The 17475-nt window shown below is 72.4% G+C and carries 19 protein-coding genes; 6 read left to right on the top strand and 13 right to left on the bottom strand.

What is annotated here, in order from left to right; genetic code table 11:
- Positions 1-72: 72 nt before the first annotated feature.
- Positions 73-654: a TetR/AcrR family transcriptional regulator gene (locus HHX37_RS04240; protein ID WP_182884539.1), complete on the top strand. Its 582-nt coding sequence runs from the start codon at positions 73-75 to the stop codon at positions 652-654.
- A 58-nt stretch (positions 655-712) separates the two neighbouring features.
- On the opposite strand, the gene HHX37_RS04245 is transcribed toward HHX37_RS04240, so the two are convergent.
- From HHX37_RS04245 to HHX37_RS04285, 10 genes are all read right to left on the bottom strand, one after another.
- Positions 713-1360 (bottom strand): GOLPH3/VPS74 family protein, encoded by a 648-nt coding sequence (locus tag HHX37_RS04245; protein WP_182884540.1) that lies wholly within the window; start codon positions 1358-1360, stop codon positions 713-715.
- Between the two features lie 14 nt (positions 1361-1374).
- Positions 1375-1647: a hypothetical protein gene (locus tag HHX37_RS04250; RefSeq protein WP_310738337.1), complete on the bottom strand. Its 273-nt coding sequence runs from the start codon at positions 1645-1647 to the stop codon at positions 1375-1377.
- Between the two features lie 2 nt (positions 1648-1649).
- Positions 1650-2576 carry an SPFH domain-containing protein gene (locus tag HHX37_RS04255; RefSeq protein ID WP_182883123.1) on the bottom strand — a complete coding sequence of 309 codons (927 nt, stop codon included), beginning with the start codon at positions 2574-2576 and terminating at the stop codon, positions 1650-1652.
- A gap of 85 nt (positions 2577-2661) precedes the next feature.
- Positions 2662-3651: an NAD(P)-dependent alcohol dehydrogenase gene (locus HHX37_RS04260; RefSeq protein ID WP_182884541.1), complete on the bottom strand. Its 990-nt coding sequence runs from the start codon at positions 3649-3651 to the stop codon at positions 2662-2664.
- Entirely contained in the window at positions 3648-3881 is a 234-nt protein-coding gene (locus tag HHX37_RS04265) for a helix-turn-helix transcriptional regulator (RefSeq protein WP_111700599.1), read from the bottom strand. The genes HHX37_RS04260 and HHX37_RS04265 overlap by 4 nt, the downstream gene beginning before the upstream one ends.
- Positions 3875-4303, bottom strand: coding sequence for a hypothetical protein (locus HHX37_RS04270; protein ID WP_182872816.1), 429 nt, complete (start codon positions 4301-4303; stop codon positions 3875-3877). Before HHX37_RS04270 ends, HHX37_RS04265 begins: the two co-directional genes overlap by 7 nt.
- A gap of 110 nt (positions 4304-4413) precedes the next feature.
- Complete coding sequence (locus HHX37_RS04275) at positions 4414-5628, bottom strand: hypothetical protein (protein ID WP_182884542.1); 1215 nt, start codon at positions 5626-5628, stop codon at positions 4414-4416.
- Between the two features lie 21 nt (positions 5629-5649).
- Positions 5650-6291 (bottom strand): DUF6879 family protein, encoded by a 642-nt coding sequence (locus HHX37_RS04280; RefSeq protein ID WP_182884543.1) that lies wholly within the window; start codon positions 6289-6291, stop codon positions 5650-5652.
- A gap of 124 nt (positions 6292-6415) precedes the next feature.
- Positions 6416-6541, bottom strand: coding sequence for a hypothetical protein (locus HHX37_RS36210; protein ID WP_259402009.1), 126 nt, complete (start codon positions 6539-6541; stop codon positions 6416-6418).
- A 117-nt stretch (positions 6542-6658) separates the two neighbouring features.
- A complete protein-coding gene (locus tag HHX37_RS04285; protein ID WP_182884544.1) occupies positions 6659-7753 on the bottom strand; it encodes a HesA/MoeB/ThiF family protein in 1095 nt (364 codons plus the stop codon).
- Between the two features lie 209 nt (positions 7754-7962).
- Here HHX37_RS04285 and HHX37_RS04290 point away from each other — a divergent pair, with 209 nt between their 5' ends.
- Positions 7963-8991 carry a lytic murein transglycosylase gene (locus HHX37_RS04290; protein ID WP_182884545.1) on the top strand — a complete coding sequence of 343 codons (1029 nt, stop codon included), beginning with the start codon at positions 7963-7965 and terminating at the stop codon, positions 8989-8991.
- Between the two features lie 144 nt (positions 8992-9135).
- Complete coding sequence (locus HHX37_RS04295; protein WP_259406232.1) at positions 9136-11634, top strand: DUF6185 family protein; 2499 nt, start codon at positions 9136-9138, stop codon at positions 11632-11634.
- Positions 11635-11676: 42 nt separating this feature from the next.
- On the opposite strand, the gene HHX37_RS04300 is transcribed toward HHX37_RS04295, so the two are convergent.
- On the bottom strand, positions 11677-13497 hold the full coding sequence (locus HHX37_RS04300) for a glycoside hydrolase family 6 protein (protein ID WP_182884547.1): 1821 nt from the start codon (positions 13495-13497) through the stop codon (positions 11677-11679).
- Positions 13498-13743: 246 nt separating this feature from the next.
- Positions 13744-14544: an SAM-dependent methyltransferase gene (locus HHX37_RS04305; RefSeq protein ID WP_310738336.1), complete on the bottom strand. Its 801-nt coding sequence runs from the start codon at positions 14542-14544 to the stop codon at positions 13744-13746.
- 133 nt (positions 14545-14677) lie between these two features.
- Here HHX37_RS04305 and HHX37_RS04310 point away from each other — a divergent pair, with 133 nt between their 5' ends.
- From HHX37_RS04310 to HHX37_RS04320, 3 genes are all read left to right on the top strand, one after another.
- Positions 14678-15628, top strand: a complete 951-nt coding sequence (locus tag HHX37_RS04310) for a Sua5/YciO/YrdC/YwlC family protein (protein WP_182884548.1) — start codon at positions 14678-14680, stop codon at positions 15626-15628.
- 211 nt (positions 15629-15839) lie between these two features.
- On the top strand, positions 15840-16241 hold the full coding sequence (locus HHX37_RS04315) for a hypothetical protein (RefSeq protein ID WP_182884549.1): 402 nt from the start codon (positions 15840-15842) through the stop codon (positions 16239-16241).
- Between the two features lie 252 nt (positions 16242-16493).
- The gene (locus tag HHX37_RS04320; RefSeq protein WP_182884550.1) at positions 16494-16889 is read left to right on the top strand and encodes a hypothetical protein; all 396 of its coding nucleotides are present in this window, start codon (positions 16494-16496) and stop codon (positions 16887-16889) included.
- Positions 16890-16948: 59 nt separating this feature from the next.
- Here HHX37_RS04320 and HHX37_RS04325 read toward each other — a convergent pair whose 3' ends face one another.
- Complete coding sequence (locus HHX37_RS04325) at positions 16949-17302, bottom strand: hypothetical protein (RefSeq protein WP_182884551.1); 354 nt, start codon at positions 17300-17302, stop codon at positions 16949-16951.
- Positions 17303-17475 lie beyond the last annotated feature (173 nt).

The raw sequence follows: 17475 nt of genomic DNA on the forward strand, positions 1-17475 counted from the left end.
TACAAACGTCTCAATATTTTGTCTAGTACAAATGTCTCAGACATCGGTCCGTGAATCGGTTAGGATCTGCGCATGGGAAACCGGGAAGACCTGCTCGCCGGTGCCAGGCGATGCCTGATGGAGAAGGGGTACTCCGGCACCACCGCGCGTGACATCGCGACCGCGGCCGGCACCAGCCTCGCCTCCATCGGCTACCACTTCAGGTCGACGAAGGCGCTGCTCAACGCGGCTCTCGTCGATGCGATGGAGGAGTGGGGCAAGGAGATCGAGCGGACCCTGGCCGCCGGACCGGCGCTCGGCGGGACGCCCGCGCAGCGGTTCGAGGCCACCTGGAACCGGATCATCGAGTCCTTCGCCAGGCTGAGGCCCCTGTGGGCCATCCAGTTCGAGCTCATCGCGCAGATGGACCGCATGCCCGAGCTGCGGGAGGCCTTCGCGACGGCCAACCGCCAGGCGAAGCTGGGACTCGCGGCGCTCTTCGAGAACCTCGACCCGGCCGCGGATCCGCGGAAGGCGATGGCCGTCGGCGCGTTCTACCAGGCGCTGCTCGGCGGCATGGCGGCGCAGTGGCTCGTCGATCCCGACGAGGCGCCGTCCGCCGCCGACCTCGCCGAGGCGCTGCGCACGATCGCCCCAGGCCTCGCCGCACAGTGACGCCCCCGGGGGCCCGCCGCCCCGGAACGCCGGGGCCGTACGACGTCGTGCGGGCGGGTCAGCCGCCCCCGCTCATGGCGGCGGCGGACGCCGCGTGCAGTTGCTGGATGACCTTGCGCAGCGCGGGCGTCGCCGGTCCGCCGCGTTCGCCCAGCTCGGCGATGCGCTGCCGGTACGCCTTCCGCCTGGCCCGCGGCAGCACCGTCCGGAGCTCGCCCGCGGCGGCCAGCGCGACCAGGGCGGCCTCCCGTTCGCCGACCCGGGACATGGGACCGTTGAGCGCGGCGGCGACCTGCGTCGTGAGCCGCTTCACCACGCGCGGATCCCGCACGCGCACCTGGGTCCTGTTGAAGACCAGGAGGAACGGCTGGCGCAGCTCCACGCGGACCCAGTGCCGCGTCTCCAGCTCGTCCCGGACGGCCCGGACCGTCGCGCGGCCGTCCTTGTCGATCCAGTGCCGCCACGGCTTGGGGCGGGACCCGGCGATCTGGTGCAGCAGGTCGTCCAGGACCGGATCGCCGAGCGGCTTCTCGCTCACCACCCGCACCTTGCCGCGCTCGTCGGTGATCCGGCCGTCGAGGAGCAGCTCGGTGAGCGCGGCGGCGCGGAGCAGGTACGGGAAGCGGTAGTTCGTCACCACCCGCTCCTTACGGGGGTCGTAGCCGAGCAGGTAGAGCCGGGCCGGCAGGGAGCCGGGAACGTTCATGAGGTCGCCTTCTCTCAGTCGTCTCCGGGCGGAGCTCCGCCTTCGGGCTCGTCGGGCTCCTGGGAGGCCGCGGAGCCGTTGGGCGGGGCCGATGTCCTGGGCGGCCGGCCGCGCCGGGGGATGCGGGCGGCCTCGCGGGGAAGCCGCCCCGCCTCCGCCAGCGCCTGGCGGAGCAGGAACTCGATCTGCGCGTTGGTGCTGCGTAGTTCGTCACCGGCCCATCGGGCCAGCGCGTCGTGCACGGCGGGGTCCAGTCGCAGCAGGATGCTCTTCCGGTCGGTCGCCACGGTCAGCGGTAGAGGGAACCGGTGTTGACCACGGGCTGCACGTCCCGGTCGCCGCACAGGACGACGAGCAGGTTGCTGACCATGGTGGCCTTGCGCTCCTCGTCCAGTTCGATCACGTCGTGCTCGTCGAGGCGGGCCAGGGCGGCCTCGACCATGCCGACCGCGCCCTCCACGATCCGCTGACGTGCCGCGACGACCGCTCCGGCCTGCTGGCGGCGCAGCATGGCCTGCGCGATCTCGGGAGCGTACGCCAGGCGGGTGATGCGCGACTCGATCACCCGGACCCCCGCCGAGGCCACCCGGGCCTGGATCTCGGCCGACAGGCGGCCGGTGATCTCGTCGGCGTTCTGGCGCAGGGAGAGCACGTCGTCGTGCCCGTCGTAGGGGTAGCTGCCCGCGATGTGGCGGACCGCCGTCTCGGTCTGGAAGGCGACGAACTCCACGAAGTCGTCCACCTCGAAGACGGCCTTCGCGGTGTCCTCCACCTGCCAGACCACCACTGCGGCCATCTCGATCGGGTTGCCGTCGGCGTCGTTGACCTTGCTGACGTCGGTCTCGTGGTTGCGGATCCGGGTCGACACCCGGCGCTTCTGCGTGAAGGGCACCACGAACCGGAGGCCGGGCGTACGGACCGTGCCCACGTAGCGGCCGAGCAACTGGATCACGCGCGCCTCGCCCGGAGCGACCGCGGTGAGCCCGGTGAAGGCGACGACGGCCACCAGGAGGAGCAGCACCCCGGCGATGATCAGCACGGCCCCCGAGCCGCCGCTCCCGTCGGCCGCGATGCCGATTCCGACCGGGACCAGCACGAAGGGGCTCAGCAGGCCCACCAGGGCCAGGATCAGCATCGGCCATCCCCCGGTTTCGCGGGCCGCTCTCTCGTGCGTCTGGGGGGCCGGCATGTCGACGGCGATCTGCAGGTCTGTCATGTGCACGCTCCTCGATGTCTAGCAAGACACTAGCAAAGTGATATCACTTTTGCCTAGAGCAGCCCACCGACGCCTCCGCCGTGCCTCAGGCCGTCCCGTTCACGGTGACGACGACCTTGCCGCCCGGGTGTCCCCCCATGAGGTGACGGATCGCGTCGGGCGCGTCGGTGAGGGGATAGATTCGGTCGATCATCGGGGTGACGGCGCCGGACTCGGCGAGCCGGGTCAGTTCCTCCAGGTCCTCGGCGCGCTCTCGCGTCATGACCGGGCGAAGCCGCTGCCCGGTGAACGGTGACAGCAGCGGCGCCCGGAACGTGCGTCCCATGCCCCCGGTGAAACGGTGGGCCACGTGCCCGCCGCCGACGACGACCAGCGTCCCCCGCGGCGTCAGGGCGCGCCGGAGCAGGGACAGCGGCCGGTTTCCGGCGGTGTCGACGACGACGTCGTGACGCGGCCCGTCCCGGTCGATCTCCTCCTGGGTGTAGTCGACGACGTCGTCGGCGCCGAGCGACCGCACGAAGCCCGCCTTCGCCGCCGAGCACACGCCGGTGACGCTCGCGCCGTACGCCCTGGCGATCTGCACGGCGAACGACCCCACGCCTCCCGAGGCGCCGATCACCAGAACCCGCTGCCCCGGGCACACACCGGCGACGTCGCGCACGGCCTGCAGCGCCGTCATGCCGGAGACCGGCATCGCGGCGGCCTGCTCGAACGTGAGGCCGGCCGGTTTCGGCGCGAGCCTGTCCTGCCGCGCCCTCGCGAACTCCGCGTACGAGCCGCTCGTACAGGTGCCGTACACCTCCTGACCCGGCCGGAACCGGGTCACTCCGGCGCCGACGGCCGCCACCACCCCGGCCACGTCACGGCCCCGGACCGCCACCTTCGGCCGGCGCAGCCCGAAGCCCGCGAGGCGCATGAGGTACGGCCGGCCGGTCATGAGGACCCACACGCCGGGGTCCACCGCGGCGGCGCGGACCTCGACGAGCACCTCCTCGGCACCGATCTCGGGGCGGTCGACGTCGCTCAGGCGGAGCACGTCCGCCGGGCCGTACGCGTCTTGGACGATGGCTTTCATGGCGTCTCCTCGGGGAGGTCGGGGTACTGGAACACGTCGTCGAGCGGAACGCCGAACACGCGGGCGATCCGGAAGGCCATCTCCAGGGACGGCGAGTATCGGCCCTGTTCGATGGCGATGAGGGTCTGCCGGGTCACGCCGATGCGCTCGGCGAGCTCGGCCTGGGTCATCTCGTCGTGCGTGAACCGCAGCGTGCGGATGCGGTTGGTCACGCGGGTCGGCTTCACCATTCCGGCAGGCTCCTGCGATAGGCGACGACCTTGGCGATCCCGGCGAGGACCGCCGACAGCACGAAGCAGAGGTAGACCACGTTGGCGATCCAGAACCGGTCCCACCCGGCCATCGCCATGAGCATCGCGGCCACCGCGCCGATCACGACGAACGCCTGGCCGACGTGGTCGCCGAACCGCCCGATCTCCCGGTCACGCGCGTCCTGCACGCGGGAGGCGCGGGGGTTCACGATCGCCATCCCGATCTCGGCCGCGATCGTGGCGGCGATGGCCCCGCCGACCGACCACAGCAGGGCGGCGGTGTACGGCGTGTCGGGTAACGGACCCCCGCCCGCCCGTCTGAGGACGACGACGACGTACGCCGCGTAGGCGAGCACGGCGACGACCAGCCTGATCCAGGCGCGCTTCTCCAGGTGGGTCATGAGCGGCTCCTCTCGATGTACAACATCTTTGACATCTCCAAGGTAGCCAATCTTTGACCTCGTGTACAGAATTTTTTACACGAGTATCGATGGGGGCGCCTGCGCGACGGCTACGGTCGCGGGCGGGTGAGGGGGCGGGAGATCGTGCGGCGCAGGCGGGGGCCGTGCCTGCGCCACCAGGCCCGCGCCCAGGCCACCTGGAACGCGAGCGCGGCCAGCAGCACCGCCGCGGCGTCCAGCACGGAGAGGGGCGTGGCGGGGGTGCCGAGCGCGCGCACCGCCCGGCAGAGCAGGACGAGCGTCGCGGGCAGCGTGACCGCGAACGCCACTCCGAGGCAGACCACGGTGCCCACGACCACCAGCACCGCGTACGCCCGGAGGCTGCGGCGCTCCCGCCGGGGCAGGCCGGCGAGCGGGTCGGGCGTCGGCCTGCCGAGCAGCCGGAGCACCCGATGGCGCGCGTAGGCGGTGGCGTCGCCGTACATGTTCCGGCAGCCGGTCAGGTCCTGCAGCAGGAAGTACACGTCGGTGCGCATGAACACCAGGAACTGGGTGGTCAGCATGGACACCGAGGTCAGCGTGACGAGGGACAGCACGGTGTGGCGGCCCAGGACGGCGGCCAGGACGACCGCGGCCGAGCAGGCCGCCGCGTCGACGGCCATCCCGGCGAGATAGACCGTCAGGCGGACGCGCCGCTCGGCCAGCCAGATCCCGGACACCTCGGTCTGGACGGCCAGGAACTGCAACCGCGTGCCCAGACGGATCCGGCCCGGCACCCCGGCCGCCCTGGCGGTCGACAGGTGCGCCATCTCGTGCAGGAAGATCAGCGTCCAGCCGACGGCGATCTCCGAGAGCAGGACGAGCGTGCCGTGCTCGCTCCACAGCAGGTCCTGCCAGCCCGGCAGCGTCTCCCGCCTGATCACCGCCGTCACCGCCCCGGCGGCGATCACGCCGGCCACCGCCGTGTGGAGCAGCGGGCTCAGCGTCCACCGCACGTGCCGGGGACGCAGCCGGGGGAACGTCGGCGGCTCGGCCGGGGCGGCCGGCCTGCCCGGCTCGTCCAGGAAACCCAGCTCGCCGAGGGCGCGGACGAAGTCCCGGACGTCGAGGTCGGCGCCCGTCTCGCCGCGCAGCCGCCGTTCGGCCTCCTCGATGGTCGCGCCCTCCATCAGCAGCCTGATGGCCCGCATCCCCTCGTACGGCACCGCGGCGAACTCCTGCCCGTCCGGGCGGCCGACGATCCACTGGGAGCCGTCCCGCCGGAACGCGAGGTCGCGCAGCCGGACCCGGGTCCCGTCCGCCGGCTGCCCGGCGTCCTGGCTCATCGCGGCCTCCAGGCGCGGGGTTCAGGGGCGGTGGGTGCCGCGCGACCGGGAGGAGGCCGAGGGAGGCGGCAGCGGGAGGACCTCCCGCTCGACGTACGCCCGCACGTCCTCTCCCCGCTCGTAGAGCGTCTCGATCGCGGCGCGGCAGGGGCCCGCGAGGTCCGGGTCGGTGATCCGCCGGGCGCCGACGTGCCCGCCGATCTCGTCGTACAGCACCTCGTAGAGGAGTGACGAGCCGATCGCGACGAGCTCGGGGAGCGGCGCGGTGCGCTCGAACTCCCGTACGGCGTTCGCGGCGAGCACCCGTGGACGCTCCCCGGCCTCCGCCCTTACGGCCAGGACGTGCAGTTCCCACTGGAGGTAAGGGGTGAGCGGGGTCTCCACGACGCGGAGCCTGCGGGTCGCCGGGCGGGTGCGGTAGTAGGCGGTGAGCGGCTCCCGCATCTCCGCGATCAGGGCGAGGGAACGTTCCCAGTCGCCGGCCATCATCGCCCGCCAGCTCGGGACGTCGGGCTCGCGGAACTCCTGGGCGCGTTCGAGCTTCCACACCACGCCGGTCGCCCGGTCGAACTCCTCGGCGAACTCGGCCTGGTAGGCGTCGGCGGGCAGCACCCGCGCCTCGGCCTGCCGTACGTCGTCAAAGATGGTGCGGGTGGATGCCACCCTTCCCTCCTTCGGGCCGTCCGTCGCGGTGCGGCGCCGGGCCGCGGGGCCGGTGCGGCACGACCGCCTGCGGCGTGCGGGCGCTCCCGCTGCGCGCCCGCACACCACGGTGGCGGCACCGGCGTCAGTTGCCGACGCTGTTGCTGGCGTTCGTCGTCTCGATCTTGTCGAGCAGCCGGATGGTGATTTTCGTCTTGACCGGCGGGGCCGCCTCGTCGGCGGTTTCGATCTCGTGCTCGTTGGGGGTCATCCGGTTCCTCTCGTGGGTGAGGGACGGGGATGTTCTCGCGAGAACGCGTTCATGATTCGCCGCCGGAGGCACGCAGTCAATGATTCTGTCAATTCGTTGTGATAATCGCCGTTTCGGTCATGCCGGCGAAATGCGCCCATTCGAATCGAAACGGGCGCGTACCCGGGTCCCGCAGACCGGGCAGCCGGGGCGTGGGGGATGGCTGACCCGCACATGGTGGTCCGCGGCGATCAGGTTGACTCCCCGGATGGTGCCGGCCGGCGGCGCGGACGCCCCGGTCAGCAGCGCGATCAGCGCGTGGGCGACGAGCTGGCCGGACAGGCCCGCCGACGTGGCGATCACCCCCGGTCCGCCGAGGTCCACCGGCGTGCCCGGGCGGCGCCGGGCCTCCTCGCCGTCGCACAGGCACTCGTAGCAGGTGCCGGCGTCCGGGGTGAAGCAGCCCACGGTGACCAGCGGCCCGCTGTACCCGCCGCCCACCCACGGGATCCCCGCCGCGGCGCAGGCGCGGTTGGCCCACACCCTGATGCGGTGCCCGTCCGGCCGGTCGGCGCAGAGGGCGAGCGCGTCGAACCCCGCGATCAGCTCGGCGAGTTCGCGCCGGCTGCCGACGCACCGCCGGTCGCCGGTGACGGTGATGTCGGAGTTGACGCCGCGCAGCCGCGCGACGGCCGCCTCCGCCTTCGGCCGTCCCACGTCGGCCTCGCCGTACAGCACCTGACGGTTGAGGTTCGACAGCTCGACCAGGTCGGGATCCACGCAGTGGATCTCGCCGACGCCCGCGGCGGCGAGGGCCCACGCCGCGTGGCTGCCCGTGCCGCCCAGGCCCAGCACCACCACCCGCGCGCCCTTGAGCCGCAGCTGCGCATCCCAGCTGTGCGGGCCCGGGCCGACCATCCGGAAGAACGCCTGGTTCCTGCTGTACCGGTCGATCTCCCGCTCGCTCAGCGCGGCGGGCGGCACGGCGGCGGCGTCCTCCACGTATCGGGTCGCGACGAGCTGCTCGACGACCGACTCGGCGTCCGGCAGCTCCGGATGGGCCAGGCGGAGCCGGTCCGCGATGTCCTCGCGGGAGCGGGTGCCGTCCATCAGGCACAGGGCGGTCCAGACCCAGCCGTACGGATCCTCGATTTCGGCGGCGATCCCGTAAATCTCGCCGCCGATGCGAATGGTGCCGTCCTCGTACCGGTGGGGCCGGTGCTCGAATTTCACCCGGGGCAGGCGCACGAGTCGAGCATTACTGCCCGGTTACTTATCCGGTCAACACCTGAGGTGGGAGAACGGGGAATGGGGTGCGGCCGGAAAAGGTTACGGCCGGCTGTATCCCTCCCGTCGCCGCCGCCCGCCATGGGGACGGCGGCGCACGGCGCCCCGGCGTCGGGACGACGTGAAACGGCGCCGCCGGGCATACGTTGGGACCGATGAACGATCAGCGTGCCTGTACCAGTCATGTCCTGTTCCTCTCCGCGTCGCGGCGTCCGCGCCTGCTCGCCGGCCTGCTGGCAGGCGGGCTCGCCGGTCTGGTCTCGCTGTCCGGCTGTGCCGGCGCGCGGGGCGAGGGATCGCCGGCCGTCTCCGGCGGGGCCGAGGCTCCGGCCGCGTCCGTGACGCCGCCGGAGCCGCCTTCCGGAGACCCGTCCGCGGCGTTGACGCCGGAGCAGCCGCCGCCCGCGGAGCCGGAGGCGAAGCCGCCCGCGCCCGACGCGAAGATTCCCAAGGATCCCGCCGCGCTGGCCGAGGCGCTGACCCGGACGACCGCGCTGCTGCGGGACGCCGTCGACGACTGGCGGCGCACGGGGGACCCCGCCAGGGGACAGGCCCCCGAGCCGGTGGTTCTGCTCGCCCTGTACGAGCAGCGCCTCTACCGTCATCTGGCCCGTAACCCCGGCCTCGCGTCGCGCACCTACGGGAAACTGTCCAAGGACCAGGCCGCGCGGGCGCGGGACAACGTGACGGCCGTACGCGACCTGCTCTCCCTGGCCCACCCCGTCAGCGGGCCGGTCAAGTTCCGCATCGAGCCGCCCGAACCGGCGGACGTCCTGCTCGACGGCTTCCGCCGGGCCGGGCGCCGGTTCGGGATCGACTGGCAGGTGCTGGCCGCGGTCATGCTCGTGGAGACCAAGTTCGGCCGCGTCCGGTCGCCGAGCTACGTCGGCGCCAAGGGGCCGATGCAGTTCATGCCCGGCACCTGGAAGGCGTACGGGATGGGCGGCGACATCGACGACACCCGGGACGCCCTGCTCGCCGCGGCCAACTACCTGCACGCGTCGGGAGCGCCGGGCGACTACCGGCGGGCGCTGTACGCCTACAACCACTCCCAGGCGTACGTGGACGCGGTCCTGCTGCACACCCGACAGATGAAGCGCGACATCAGGAACTACTACGCCTACTACAACTGGCAGGTGTACGTCATCACGACGAAGGGCGAACGGCGCCTGAGCGGCCCCTGAACGACCTCTGAGCGGCCCCTGAGCGGCCTCTGACGGCGCGGCCGGCGGCCGCGCCGACATCTCGCCCTGGCTGTAACCAATGCCGCCTCCCGAGCGACTGATCCTTTGGAGCCCAATCGCGCGGGGAGGTCGGCTGTGCGGCAGATGACGACCGTCGTGGGAATGATCCCCGTCGCGATGGTGCTCAGAGCCGCCGTCCTTACGTCGGCGCTCCTCGCGGCGGTGGCTCTCGGTCCGCGCCCGGCGCTCGCCGCTTCGGAGTGCGAGTTCGGACCTCCCGGTTCCGCCTGGGTCGAGACGTCCGTGACCGTCGAGGAACGCGGCCACGACACCGCTGTGATGAGGAGCACGACGCGGGTCGGCGTGCCCCGCGACTGGCCGGGGGCCGCCGCCCTGTTCGCCGCCGGCGGCGCCGACGGCTGCCTGCTTCTGGCCGGCGGTCCGTCGACCTCGACCGCCACGATGTCGCCGGACGGCGCCGAGGTCGTGGTCCAGCGCACCCAGGAGACTCCTCTGCAGTCGTACGACATGGAGTGGGAGACGGAGTTTGCCGGGCTCTGGTCGAGCCGGACGTCCGGCCGGACCCGGTTCGTCGCGTTGCAGCTCTCACCGGCCGGTCTGCCGCCCGGGCTGGCCCGGGCGCGATGGCGGGCCGTGGCCGTGCGGGCGCCGGACTCCGAGGTGCGCGCAGTGACGCCCCTGCCGTCGGAGGTGCGGCCCGGCCACACGTACGTGTGGCGGGACGCCGCCGCCCCGCCGCGCGTCGAGGTCGCCCTCCGGATGTCCGCGCGGTCCGCGTTCCAGCGCTGGACCGGCTCCGGAGGACAGAAGGTGCTCACGGTCGCGACCTGCCTGGGCTTCGCGCTGCCCTACCTGCTGCTCGCCGGACTGCTCGTGCTGCTCGGCCGGCGCTCGGCCGACCGGGACGAGCGCGCTCTCGTCAGGATCGTTCTCGGCACCCTGGCGATGATCACCGCGGTGGAGGTGATCGCGGCCGTACTCCTCCTCAGCGGGACGCTCTTCCCGGCCCACCTCATCGGCCTGACGGACGCGGGGGCCGTTCTCATCCTGGCCGCGCCGCTCTGCGCGGCCGCGTGGCGGCGGGCGCGTCCGCGAATCCGGCGGGCCGGCCGGGCGCCCACCGGCGCCGGGCGCACCCGTTCAGGGCTGACCGGTCCGGCGTCGGCGGGAGTGGTGCTCGCGGGAGCGGCGCTCGTCGCCGTCAGCGGCTTCGCGCCCCTGGCCAGGCGGTACGTCCACGAGCAGGCGGACCCCGCGTGGGTCGCATCGGCCGTCGCGACGGCGTCGCTGCTGACCGGAGCGGCGTGGGTGATCGCGGTGCGGGCGGCTCGCGTACCGGACAGGAGGACGCCCCGGGCCGTCCGCGCGCTGCTGCGATGGAGCGTCCCGGGGCTCGCGCTGACGACCCTGGCGTTCGTGGCCCACGCGGCCGTCACCGGCCTGCGGACCTGGGGATACCTGCCGGATGTCGTCGTGTCGCCCTTCTTTCTGCTGCGGAACCTCGCCTATCTGATGTGGCCGCTGGTGGTGCTCCTGCTTCTGCTGCTGCTGCGTCTGCACGGACGGCGCACGGAAGCCGTCGGGCCGCTCACCGCGTGGCTCGTCGCCTTCCTGTTCGTCGTGGGCACGATCAGATGGCCCAGCACGTACGCGGGGATGCCCGTCCCGCTCGCCGCGCTCGCCGGTCTGGCGGTGCTGTCTCTGCTGCTGCGGCTGACGCGACGGGCCGAGCCCGCGGACCCGGGTGTGTCGCGGCGGCGGCTCGCCGTCATCGTCGAGGAGCACCGGGCCCTGGAGGCGCGGGAGAAGGGCCTGCGCCGGCGCTGGGCCGCGGGAGACATGGACGACGCCGCCTACCTCAGGGAGAACGAGCCGGTCGTGGAGCGCATCGGGCGGTTACGCGGGGAGATCGGCCTCGATCCCCGCAGAGAGGACGGCCTGACCCCGCTCGACCTCGCGCTGGCGCGCGGCCCGGGGAGCTCATGGTGGGCCAACGCGCGGCTCGCCTCGCGGTACGCGACCTACGTGGGCGCGCCCGCCGCCGTGTTCCTCATCTGGGCCACCTGGAGCACCGACAGCATGGGCCACGACGGCTGGCTCGACCGGCTCCGCGAGCCCAACGGGTTCTACGGACTGGCCGGCGACCTGATCGGAGGGCTGCTGATCTGGCCGGTCGCCGGGTTCGTGCTGGGCGCGCTGTGGCGTCGCCTGCCCGGCAGGCGCGGTTACCTGAAGGGGGCCGTGCCCGTGCTCGCGTACGGCGCGGCCACGGGGGCGCACGCCGTGCTGAACAACCTCATCGGGCAGGCCCCCGTGCGCGGTTCTCTCGTCCGGATCCTGCTGCTCTTCCTGGTCCTGACCGTGGTCGCCGTCCTCATGGACGCGCGCACGCTCCAGACCCGCCCGGGCGGCCTCGCGTCGCGGCTCACCCCCGTGGCCGTCGTCTACCGGCTCGGTACGGCGGGCAGCGGGATCGCGCTCATCGTCGCCCAGGCGGCGGCGATCCTCGGCCTGTGGACCCAGCTCAGGCACGGCATCGACATCACCTCACAGGTCGACACCTCGACACAGGCGCCGCCGAGCACCGACGCCCAGTTGTTCCAGAGCCGTCCGGGCGGATAGCCGGCCGCCCGGACGGCTCGCGGCGGGGGCGCCGGAGCGTGGTCAGAGCGCGGGGTAGGCGTTGTTCACCAGCATCACGAACTGCTCGTGGTGCCAGTCGCCGTAGAGCGGCGCGTTGGGAAGGGCGTTGGTCGGTCGTATCGAGTCCGTCCAGGGAGTGAGGTTGCCCTTCGGGTCGCACACGCCGTCGAGTGGCTGGTCCGAGCCCGCGGGCGGAATCGGGCCGCCCGCTCCGTCCGACTCGCCGGGCCGCTTGATCCACAGGTAGGCGTCGACCCCGGGCACGGGCGCCGCGACCGGCCGCGTGCCCAGCCCGGCGCCGTTCTGGTTGCAGATGGCGCCCCGCGACGGGCGCCGGTCGACGCGGCTCTGGTCCACGTACGTGTTGAGGTCGAGCGAGGTGCTCACGGCCGTCGGCCTGCCCGGTCCGCCCCAGCCGTCGCGGGAGGTGTCGATCACCACGCCGAGCGAGCTCGGCAGGCCCTTGGCGACGAGGGCGCCGCGCATCGCGAGGGCGTAGTCCCGCTCGTCGAAGTGCGGGTTCCAGTCGTAGAACCTGCTCATGATGAGCTGCTGGCCGGCCACGGTGCGGTTGGGGTCGGGCAGGAACGGTTCCGTGAGGGGGACGTAGTCGGCGACGTTCGTGGCGATGCCGTCGAGGCTGTTCAGCCCCGCCGCCGTGCCGCGCACGGTCTCGGTGATGAGGGTCGTCAGCTGCGTGAAGTTGGTGTCCCAGCCCGCGAGCGACGCGTTGCCGGCGTCCAGGTACGTGTAGACGTTGGGCAGCGGCGCGAGCCTGTCGAGGGCGTAGCGGATGCCCGCCGTGTACACGCCCGACTGCTGCGCCTGCACGCACCGCAGGGTGCCCGTGCCCACGATGAGGTCGATCAGCGCCTTCGGCTCGACGACCGTCGCGACGCGCAGGTTCCGGTACTCGGGCCTGGCCAGGAGGGCGGCGATGGCGTCGACGTACTCGGTCCTGTAGCGGTTCAGGCCGCCCTGCGCCTCGTGCAGTTCGGCGTTGGAGACCAGCGACCGGCAGTCGCGGTCGGGCAGGTCGTGCAGCACGAGCGTGACGTAGCCGGCGTTCTGCCGCACGGCCTCGTCGAGGTGGTCCTTGAGCGTCCTCGTCACACCGGAGCCCCCGGTGACGTTGGCGATGCGGTCGAGCCAGACCGCGGTGGACGTCCTCTTCAGGCCGCGCATCCTGCCCGCGGTGGCGTCGTCCACCTTGACGGCCGAGGACTCCACGTCGGCCGCCCAGTCCGGGTCGACGTACCCGGTGGCGCCGATGAACGGGTTGTCCACCGGAACGTCCGGGCTCGGGCTGACGCTCGGACTCGGCGAGGGACTCGGTGAAGGGCTGGGCGAAGGGCTGGGCGAAGGGCTCGGCGAAGGGCTGGGCGAAGGGCTCGGCGACGGGCTCGGAATGAGGATCACCTGGCACGGCACCCCGTTCACGGCGAAGTCCGTGGGCGGCGGGTTGCTTCCGGTCCAGGTGCCGTTGAAGCCGAGGTGGACGGATCCGCCGGAGGGCACCGAGCCGTTCCATGTCTCGCTCTCCGCGACGACGTGGTTGGCGGACTGGGTCCATCTGGCCGACCAGCCCTGCGTGAGCCGCTGGGTGCCGGGGAACGAGAACGTCAGCTTCCAGCCGTTCAGAGACTCGCCGGTGCTCGTGAGGGTGACGCCGGCCGTGAAGCCGCCCGAGTTCGTGCCCCATTGGGTGGTCGCGTAGGTCACTTTGCAGCCGACGGCGGCGTCGGCGGAGGTCGTGCCCAGGACGAGCCCCGCTCCGCCCAGGGCCGTGGCCGAGACGGCCGTCAGGAGTCCGCGTAGAAACCGGTTGCCGCCGAATGTCATGGGCGATCGTTCTCCAGATGAGGTGAGCCGGGCGTGTCCCGGCGGCCGCTCCGGATGCCGGAGGGGCGCCGATGATCCCCAGACTCATCAATCGCCCGGCGCGTGTACACCGTCCGCGTCAGGGGAAAGCGCCCTTTCCGCAACGAACGGACGAGAGTGTGAGGGGACCTCGGAGAATCCGTACGAGACCCCTGCCGGCCCGCGCCGGAGCCGGTGAAATATTCAGCGGCCGGGCCCGGCCGTCCGTCAGGGCTTGCGGCCGACGCCGCAGATCGCGTCCACGGCGCGGGGAGAACTCTCGGCGTCCGCGAGGTCGGGCCGCCAGCGGGGGACGGTGACCACTCCGGGGTCGACGAGCTCCAGGCCCTCGAAGAAGCGGGCGAGCGCCTCGGGGGCGCGCAGGTGGTAGGAACTCGCGGAGTTGGCGTTGTAGATCTCGATGGCCCGCACGAGCGCCTCGCTGGTGTCGGTGCCGTCGCTCACCGCCAGATAGCTGCCGGGCGGCAGGGCGTCGAGCAGGCGGGCCAGGACCGCCCACGGGTCCTCCTCGTCGCGAAGCTGCCCCAGGATCCCGAGCATCATCAGCGCGACGGGCCGGTCGAAGTCGAGCATGTTCCGGGCGGCGGCCAGGATCGTGTCCGTGTCGCGCACGTCGGCCTCGATGTAGTCGGTCCTGCCCTCCGGCGTGCTGGTGAGCAGCACCCGCGCGTGCACCAGGACGAGCGGGTCGTTGTCGACGTAGACGATCCGGCTCTCGGGGGCGACGCGCTGGGCGACCTGGTGGGTGTTGTCGGCGGTCGGCAGGCCGGTGCCGATGTCGAGGAACTGGCGCACACCCGCCTCGGCCGTCAGGTAGCGCACCGCGCGGACGAGGAAACGCCGCTGCTGACGGGCGATCCGGGCGATGTCGGGGAACATCCGCATGATCATGTCGCCGGCCTCGCGGTCCACGGCGTAGTTGTCCTTGCCGCCCAGGAGGTAGTTCCAGACGCGGGCCGAGTGCGAGGCGGAGGAGTCGATCGCGGGCGATCCTGGTCCGTCGGTCACCGTGGTTCTCCGGTCTGCTGTGCCGATCGAGATCATCAGTCTCGCGCCGGTGGTCGAGATGCGCAATATGTGACATCTGTGACTGTTGGTGTCTGTGGGATTGGTGTCGATCATCTGGGGCAGTGCGGACGCCATGGGCATCTTGACTTCTCCCGGCGGGCGGGCCGCCGGTGCTTCCGCGCCGGCCGGAAGCGTGCCGGCGGGCATCGGCGGGTACGGCCTGGAGCACCGCATCTGCCCCGGCTGCGTACGCGAGTTGTTCGACCCGCGCGGGCGCAGGCATCTCTACCCGCTGGTCCGGTGCCGTGAGTGCGGTCCCCCCGCCGGTGAGCCGCGCGTACGGCCGCTCGCCCTGTGCGAGGACTGCCGGCGTGAGTGCGACCGGCCCGGTTCGCGGCGCGGCCCGGACGACGCCGCGGGATGCGCGGCCTGCGGCCCCGCGCTGCGCTGGGACGGGCTGCTCGGCCAGGACGCACTGGCGGAGGCGGTCGCGGTGATCGAGGCCGGGGGAGTCGTGGCGGTCAGGGACGGTTTCGCCGACCAGATCGTCTGCGACGCCGGGGCCGAGCCCGCGCTCGCCCGGATGGACGGCGCGCCGGGTCCGGTCCGCGTGCTGGTGCGGCACGTCTCGGCGGCCCGGGAGGTGGCGAACCTGTCCTTCCTCGACATCCGCGCGCTCGCCGAGCGCTCCCAACCGGCCACACTGGTCCGGCTGCGCGAGCCGCGACTGCCCCGGGCGGTGCGCCGGGCGACGCCCGACGTCGACCTCTTCCTGCCCCGCACTCCGCTGCAGCACCTGCTCACGTCGCGCTTCGAGGGCCCGCTCGCCGTCTGGGACCGATGCGGCGAGCGGGAACTGCCGTACGACGGAACGCTGACCGTGGGCCTCGATCTGGGCCTCGATCTGGGCGTCGGTCACGGGCTCGACCACGGTCTTGATCAAGGGACGGGTCTTCCGGCGCGGCCCGCCGTCACGGCGCTGCCGACGTCTTCGCCGGCGTGGCCCGTATGGACGTCTCCGAGGCAGGACGGCAGGCCGGATCCGTCGCCCGCTCCCGTGTCACCGGTCGCCCAGGTGTCGTAGAAATGGTGATTCTGCGCGTATTTGCCGGATAAGCGGAATTGCGGCAAAAGCTGAGTCATCATCCATGCCGCGCTTGGCAGGGCCGGAACCGAGGCCATCGAATGGGGTATGAGGGCATCGTTGCTTATGTCCACGACGAGACCCGTCGCCGGATGGCCTTGGTGAGTAGGTGCGTTTCCAGATGTCCCGCGACTGTACGCCCCCTTCGCGAATGATTCCGGCGCTCGCGGCCGGCCGCCTGACAGTGGCCGTCCTCGTGGCCGCGCTCGCCTCGGCCGCCACCGCGCGGGAGGCGAGTGCGAGCACGGCTCCGCTGCGCCCGGGCGTGGTGACGCACGCCGCCGGACACGGACGTGGGCACGGAGGCGGACACGGAGGCGGCGAGGGGCAGGTGGCGGCCGGAGGGGTGGCCACGGCCAGGCAGTTCGGCTCTGGGAACGGCAGGTTCAACCAGAATCTCAACGGCGTCTACAGCCCGACCTTCATGATGGGCCAGCAGCAGACCGGCATCACGGTCGGCGGCCGCATCAACACCCAGGGCGCCTTCTGCGGCCCCGGCCCGAAGCGTTGCAAGATCTGGCAGAACATGCCGGTCAACGCCTTCGGCTGGTGACGTTTCCCGCCGCGCGTCCGGGCCGCGAATCGATCGACCGGACGGTGCGCCGACGAATATGGCAATGATGGCGTAAGACGCCGCGCGTGCCGGACGCTGGGAAAAGGCGGATCACTAGCCTGAGTAACGGCCCCGCACGAGGAGGGGCCGCAGGAGCGGTCCGGCTGACGGGAGCGGCGCGCGATGAGGTGTCGGTGGTACGGCAGGCCGGTTCTGCGGAGCGGTCCGGGGCTTCTCGCCTGTGCGTCGCTCGTGCTGACTCTCGCCGTCGCGGCGCCCGCCGCCGCTGCGGCCGGTCATCCGCGGGAGTCGCACCGGGACCGGGGAGCGTCGGCGGGGAGGGATGAGGCGCGGCCGGCGCTCTCGGCGTCGAGCCCCATCAGCAACCGGGGCACCCAGCAGGTCTCCGTCAACGTCGCGAACGAGGGAATCGGCATCCAGAACGCGTTGTGCCGGGGGAGCCGGGCGTGTGACATCGCCCAGGTGCTCGCCGCGCCTTCCGGGGAGGATCCGCCCGCCGGGCGCCCCGCCCCGCGGGCGCTCTCGCGTCCCAAGACCACGGCCCGCCGGGCCGCCCACGCCCTGACGCACACCCTGACGCACGCGGTGGCGCACGCAGGAAGGCGCCCGTCCCGCGCCTCGGGGTGAGCCTCCCGGCGCGGGCCGCGTCCGCGGCGCGCTGTGGGGCGCGCCGCGGGCGGGCCGTGTCAGCTGGTGTACGCGCAGATGGCGTAGACGCTGATGCCCACGCTGTCGTAGCGGGGCTGCCGGCCGAGGGCGATCCAGCCGGTGCCGTCGGCCGTGGGGAAGCTGCCCACGAGGACGGCGTCGTTGCCCTGCGCCTCGCCGCCGCCGCCCACGGCCCGCTTGCCGGCCGGGCAGTACACGGTGCGCCGGGTGAAGTTCGGCACGTTCGCGTTGGGCAGGGCGACGACCTGGTAGCCGGTGAACGCCGACCCGGAGGGGTCGGTCGGTCCGGTGCCGGCCAGGGCGGCCGCGCTCGTACCCGTCAGTCCGGCGAGAACCAGGGCGCCTGTCGTGACTGCGTGAACAAATCGCACGTAAAAGCTCCGTTGTGTCGAGAATGACCGGATTTGGACCGAGGAAAATGAGTTTGAACGGCGGAAGGCCGTCCCCTTCGGTTCCGGGACCACATCTACCCGCGATCTTCTTCGACCACACTCGGCAATATCGCGTTTACCCAACGTGGTGCCTTCTCCGATCTCACGATGAC

The sequence above is a fragment of the Microbispora sp. H10885 genome (genome assembly GCF_014161415.1).
Taxonomy (GTDB): Bacteria; Actinomycetota; Actinomycetes; order Streptosporangiales; family Streptosporangiaceae; genus Microbispora; species Microbispora triticiradicis.